At 61.6% G+C, this 5,754-nt stretch carries 6 protein-coding genes; all 6 read right to left on the bottom strand.

Annotated features, from left to right (window positions below; genetic code table 11):
• Positions 1-87 precede the first annotated feature (87 nt).
• On the bottom strand, positions 88-2,289 hold the full coding sequence (locus tag HCZ87_RS19450) for a 3-hydroxyacyl-CoA dehydrogenase NAD-binding domain-containing protein (protein WP_167646572.1): 2,202 nt from the start codon (positions 2,287-2,289) through the stop codon (positions 88-90).
• Positions 2,286-2,771 carry a cupin domain-containing protein gene (locus HCZ87_RS19455; protein WP_167646574.1) on the bottom strand — a complete coding sequence of 162 codons (486 nt, stop codon included), beginning with the start codon at positions 2,769-2,771 and terminating at the stop codon, positions 2,286-2,288. The genes HCZ87_RS19450 and HCZ87_RS19455 overlap by 4 nt, the downstream gene beginning before the upstream one ends.
• The gene (locus HCZ87_RS19460) at positions 2,771-3,982 is read right to left on the bottom strand and encodes an acetyl-CoA C-acetyltransferase (protein ID WP_167646576.1); all 1,212 of its coding nucleotides are present in this window, start codon (positions 3,980-3,982) and stop codon (positions 2,771-2,773) included. Before HCZ87_RS19460 ends, HCZ87_RS19455 begins: the two co-directional genes overlap by 1 nt.
• Before the next feature lie 10 nt (positions 3,983-3,992).
• Positions 3,993-4,631: a glutathione S-transferase family protein gene (locus HCZ87_RS19465; protein ID WP_167646578.1), complete on the bottom strand. Its 639-nt coding sequence runs from the start codon at positions 4,629-4,631 to the stop codon at positions 3,993-3,995.
• Positions 4,632-4,947: 316 nt separating this feature from the next.
• A complete protein-coding gene (locus tag HCZ87_RS19470; protein WP_167646580.1) occupies positions 4,948-5,160 on the bottom strand; it encodes a hypothetical protein in 213 nt (70 codons plus the stop codon).
• Positions 5,161-5,246: 86 nt separating this feature from the next.
• Positions 5,247-5,754, bottom strand: a 508-nt coding sequence (locus HCZ87_RS19475) for an acyl-CoA dehydrogenase C-terminal domain-containing protein (protein WP_167646582.1), incomplete at its 5' end; no start/stop codon positions are given.

The following is a 5,754-nucleotide window of genomic DNA, read 5'->3' on the forward strand; positions in this document are numbered from 1 at the left end:
CCAAATATCCCGGAGCGCGAGGCAGCGCCTCGCATAAAAAAGGCCGCCCTAGGGGGCGGCCCTTTCTATCTCATGCCACCGGAAAGATCAGGCAGCGGCCTCCGGCGCAGAGGCAAAGCGGCCATAGAAGCTTTGGCCTTTCTCTGCCATCTCGCGCAGCAGCGGCGGGCAGGCAAACCGGTCGCCATAGGCTTCGGCCAGCTGATCGCAGCGCTCGGCGGCATAGGGCGTGCCGATGATGTCCAGCCAGCTCAGCGGACCACCGGACCAGGGCGCAAAGCCCCAGGCGAGGATGGCGCCAACATCGCCTTCGCGGATGTCCATCAACACGCCTTCCTCCAGCGCCCGCACCGCCTCCAGCACCTGCGCAAACATCAGCCGTTCCTGCACTTCGATCAGCGCCGGTTGCTCTGCGGCCTGCGGGTATTTGTCCTGAAGGCCCTTCCAGTACTCGACCCGTTTGCCCTTGTCGTCATAGTCAAAGAAGCCTGCATTGGCCTTGCGCCCCAGACGGCCCTGGTCTTCCATCCAGAAGATCAGATCATCCGCCGGGCTCTCGGGGTAGGCCTCACCCATCGCCGCCTTGGTGGCGCGGGCGATCTTGGCGCCGAGGTCGATCGAGGTCTCATCGGTGAGCTGGATCGGCCCCACCGGGAAGCCCAGCTGCCGCGCGGCATTGTCGATCAGAACCGGCGAGACGCCCTCGGTGATCATCCGCGCGCCCTCGTTGATATAGGGGATGATGCAGCGGTTGCAGTAGAAGAAGCGTGCATCATTCACGACAATTGGCGTCTTGCGGATCTGGCGCACGTAGTCCAGCGCCTTGGCCACCGCGCGGTCCCCGGTCTCCTTGCCCTTGATGATCTCCACCAGCAGCATTTTCTCGACCGGCGAGAAGAAGTGAATACCGATGAACTGCTCTGGCCGACCTGAGGCTTTGGCCAGTTCGGTGATCGGCAGGGTCGAGGTGTTGGAGGCGAAGATGCACGCTTCCGGGATGACCGCCTCAACGCGTTTGGTCATCTCGGCCTTGACGGCGGGATCCTCAAACACCGCTTCGATGATCAGATCACAGCCTTGCAGCTTTTCCAGATCCGCGGTTGCGGTGATCCGCTCCAACAGGGCTGCTTTCTTTTCCTCGGTGGCCTTGCCGCGCTTGATGCCCTTGTCCATGTAGCTGGCGGAATAGGCCTTGCCCTTGTCCGCCGCCGCCTGGTCGCGGTCGATCAGCACCACCTCAATGCCCGCCTGAGCCGAGACCAGCGCGATGCCCGCACCCATCATGCCAGCCCCGAGCACACCGATCTTCTGCACCTTCTGGTCGTCGATGCCCTTGGGCCGCACCGCGCCTTTTTCCAGCGCCTGCTTGTTCAGGAATAGCGAGCGGATCATCGCCGAAGACGACGGGTTCATCAACACATGGGCGAACCAGCGCGCCTCGATCTTCAGCGCGGTGTCAAAATCCACCAAGGCGCCTTCATAGACCGCCGACAGCAACGCCTTGGCCGCCGGGAAGGCGCCCTGGGTCTTGCCATGCACCATCGCGGAGGCGCCGACATAGTTCATGAAGCCCGCCGGATGATAGGGCGCGCCGCCCGGCATCTTGTAGCCTTTGGCGTCCCAGGGTTTCACCATATCGGCGGGGTTTGGATTGAGCACCCATTGCCGCGCGGCCTCCAGCGGGTCAGCGGTGACCTCATCCACCAGGCTGGCTGCCTTGGCCTTCTTGGGCTCCAGCATCTTGCCTTCGAGCAGAACCGGCGCTGCGTTCACCGCACCGACCATGCGCGAATAGCGGGTGGTGCCGCCAGAGCCGGGAAACAGCCCGACGAGGATCTCCGGCAGGCCGATCTTGGCCTTGGGATTATCCGTCATGGCGCGGTAATGGCAGGCCAGCGCGATCTCGGTGCCGATACCGGCGCAGGTGCCATTGATGGCGCAGGCCACGGGCTTGCCGCCCTTGTTGGTCTTGGGCTCCATGCCCGCGCGTTCCAGTTTGCGCAGGGTCTGGTGGCCTTTCATGGTGAAATCAAACAGGCCCTGAGCCGGGTTCTCGCCCGCTTCTTCGCGGATCGAGGCCAATGCGTTCAGATCCATGCCACCGGCAAAATCCTTTTTGCCGGAGGTGATCACCAGGCCTTTGACGGCCTCGTCACCCAAAGCGCGGTCGATGAGCTCATCCACCAGAACAAAGGCGTCGCGGGTGAGGACGTTCATGCTCTTGCCGACGGCGTCCCAGGTGATGATGGCGATGCCATCGGCGTCTACGGTATATGTAAAATCGCTCATGTGTCGTCTCCGATCTGCTCAGCGGTCAGCGGGCTGCCGTCTTTGCGGGTGTAGCTGAAGGTGCCCCCGGCGGATGTCACCCTCATGTCGACATCGCTGTAATAGCCGGTTTCGGTCTCGGTCCTTGTGCCGATCACCAGGAAGGTCGCCATCGCCTCGCTGCGGTTGATAAAATGGTGGCCGTTGGCGTCGCCCTTGGGAAAGGCGGCGCAATCGCCCGGGTTCATCTCATGTTCGCCGTGGTCATCCACCAGCACACAGGTGCCAGCGGTGACCATGACAAATTCGTCCTGCTCCATGTGGTAGTGGCGCAAGCTCGACATGGCGCCGGGCTCCAGATGCACGAGGTTGACACCATATTGGCTCAACCCGGCGGCGTCGCCCAGTCGCTGCGAGCTGCGCCCGGCGACGCTCTCGGCCAGCTTGCCGGGATAGCTGGAGCCGGTCTTGACGGGGATTTTCGAGAGATCCAGCTTGGGCATCAGACGCGCTCGATAATGGTGGCGGCCCCCATGCCCGAAGCAATGCAAAGCGTCGCGAGGCCGCAGGTCTTGTCCTGACGCTCCAGCTCGTCCAGCAGCGTGCCAATGATGATCGCGCCGGTCGCACCCAGGGGGTGGCCCATGGCGATCGAGCCGCCGTTCGGGTTCACCAGGGCAGGGTCCACCTCAAAGGCCTGCATGAAGCGCAGCACGACCGAGGCAAAGGCCTCGTTGACCTCAAACAGATCCAGATCAGAGATCGACATGCCGGTCTCGGCGAGGATCTTTTCGGTCACCGGCACCGGGCCAGTCAGCATGATGGTGGGATCGGTGCCGATCTTGGCGGTGGCCTTGATGCGGGCGCGGGGTTTCAGCCCGTGGCGGATACCAAATTCCTTGTTGCCGATCAGCACCGCCGCCGCGCCGTCAACGATCCCGGAGGAGTTGCCGGCGTGGTGGATATGGTTGATCTTTTCCAGATGCGGGTATTTCAGTTTCGCCACCGCATCAAAGCCCGGCATCACCTCGCCCATCATCTGAAAGGAGGCATTGAGCGCGCCAAGCGCCTGCATATCGGTGCCCGGGCGCATGTATTCATCATGATCGAGGATCGCGAGCCCGTTCTGATCGCGCACGGTGATCACCGATTTGGCAAAGCGGTTGTCGTCCCAGGCCGCCTTGGCACGGCGCTGGCTCTCGACCGCCAGCGCATCGGCCTGCTCGCGGCTAAAGCCATATTCGGTGGCGATGATATCGGCCGAAATCCCTTGCGGCACGAAATAGGTCTCCATCGCAAGGCTCGGATCGACGGCAATCGCCGCCCCGTCAGAGCCCATGGCGACGCGCCCCATCATCTCGACACCGCCCGCGATATAGCCATCCCCGGCGCCGCCCTTGACCTGGTTTGCCGCCAGGTTCACCGCCTCCATACCAGAGGCGCAGAAGCGGTTGATCGCAAGCCCGGGGATCGACTGATCCAGATCGGAGGCCAGCACAGCAGAGCGCGCGAGGCAGCCGCCCTGTTCCATCACCTGGGTGACATTGCCCCAGATCACATCCTCGACCGCATGGCCTTCGAGATTGTTGCGCTCTTTCAAAGCGTTGAGGGTCAGGGCAGAGAGCCGCACCGAGGTCACCTCGTGCAGGGCGCCATCCTTGCGTCCCTTGCCACGTGGGGTGCGGACGGTGTCATAGATGAATGCTTCGGTCATTGTTGTCTCCTCAAGCTCGATCCGACGGGTTGCCGGGCATCAGGTCATAGGGGTGTTTCCAGCCGGGCTGCGCGCTGATGCGTGAAAGCCAGGCGTCGATGTTTGGATAGTCAGCGCGGTCAAAGCCAAAAGGCTCCGGGTAGTAGAGATAACTACAGCAGGTGAGATCCGCATTGCTGAGATGCGCACCCACGATCCAGTCGCGGCCCTCCAGGTGCTTGTCGAGAACCGCATAGGCCGCTTTCAGCCGCCCTTGCAAAAAGCCGATCACCTCCGCCGGGCGTGTATCCTTGGGCAGGAAGTTCATCAGGAACCGGCACAGCCCCGCGTTGGACGAAAGCTTGTGATTGTCCCAGAGCTGCCAGCGCAGGATCTCGCGGTTCTCTTCTGCGGTGGTGCCACCAAAATTGCCGTATGTCTCAGACAGATACTGTTGAATGACGGCCGATTGACTGAGCGTTACACCCCCATCCACCAAAACGGGGCATTCGCCCATCTCGTTGATGTCACTGCGAAAGGCCTCTCCCCGGGTGGCACCGCTAAAGAAATCGACAAAGACTGGCTCCCACGCGAGGCCCGCCAGCTCCAGCGCAAGCGCGGCCTTGTAGGAGTGGCCGCTTTCACCAAAGCAATAGAGTTTCATTGTCATAGGGTGTCTCCTGTGGCTGGCGTCAGAGCGGGGGTTTCACACCCCCGCGCCCCCGTGGGATACTTGAAAAAAGATGAAATGAGTTGAACGTTTATTAACCATGATGGCAGCAATATGGTGTTGCGGTACAGGCTGGGAAGCCGATGACCGCAAAAGGTGAAAGCGCGCTTGCCCATTAGGCGGAGAGCCCGGGGGCAAGTGCGCCCCTTGCTTTCATCTTTTTTGAAATATCCCCGCCGGAGGCATCCGAGTTCTCGGCTTGAAACTGGCGATTGTTGCTGCACCTTATGTTATCCTCCCTCGTCTGTTCTCTGCTTTACCGCTTGCGTGCCTCCAGTTCGCTGTTGAAGAGCCTTAGCCGGTGGGTCAGATTTTCCTGATCGGTCACGCTATCAAAATGTTCAAACAGGAACGAGAGTGCCTCTCCCTCGTCGAGGCCGGCCTCATGGGCAAAACGTTTGAGCCTGCGGTAGCCGTCTTCCGTCATTGCGACGGGGAAGCGGCGGGTCAGGCGGAAACGTTTGGGCATGAGGCATTCCTTTGGGGCCAAGGGCACTGGCATCCGGCGGCGGGAGCGGGTGCCCGCAGGTTCGGGCACCCTACAATCGCTGGCAATCAGAACTGGTCCGCTTCCAGTGCCATCACCGTGTCCGCGCCGCTTTCGATCCGGGCCAGGTGCAGTTTGGTGGCTGGCAGCTGACGCGCCATGTAGTAGCGGCCAGTGGCGAGCTTTGTCTCGTAGAACGCCGCGTCAGAGGTCCCGCTGTCGAGCGCAGACTGCGCGGCCTTGCCCATCATCGCCCACATCAGGCCAAGGCAGACATGGCCGAACATATGCATGAAGTCATAAGAGCCCGCCAGCGCGTTGTTGGGGTTCTTCATGCCGTTCTGCATGAAATACATGCCCGCCGCTTGCAGATCCTTGGAACCGGCTTTCAGGGGTTCGATGAAGTCTTTGGCGTAGTCTTCTGAAATATCGGCGTTTTCCTTGCAGAAGGATTTCACAAGATCAAAGAAGGCCATCACGTGCTTGCCGCCGTCCTGCGCCAGTTTGCGGCCCACGAGATCTAGCGCCTGCACGCCGTTGGCGCCCTCGTAGATCATCGCGATGCGGGCGTCGCGG

The organism is Phaeobacter sp. HF9A (genome assembly GCF_011806385.1).
Classification (GTDB): Bacteria; Pseudomonadota; Alphaproteobacteria; order Rhodobacterales; family Rhodobacteraceae; genus Epibacterium.

Coding starts and splice junctions, on each gene's coding strand:
- HCZ87_RS19465 (WP_167646578.1), bottom strand. CDS start 4,631: ATGACAATGAAACTCTATTGCTTTGGTGAAAGCGGCCACTCCTACAAG.
- HCZ87_RS19455 (WP_167646574.1), bottom strand. CDS start 2,771: ATGCCCAAGCTGGATCTCTCGAAAATCCCCGTCAAGACCGGCTCCAGC.
- HCZ87_RS19450 (WP_167646572.1), bottom strand. CDS start 2,289: ATGAGCGATTTTACATATACCGTAGACGCCGATGGCATCGCCATCATC.
- HCZ87_RS19460 (WP_167646576.1), bottom strand. CDS start 3,982: ATGACCGAAGCATTCATCTATGACACCGTCCGCACCCCACGTGGCAAG.
- HCZ87_RS19470 (WP_167646580.1), bottom strand. CDS start 5,160: ATGCCCAAACGTTTCCGCCTGACCCGCCGCTTCCCCGTCGCAATGACG.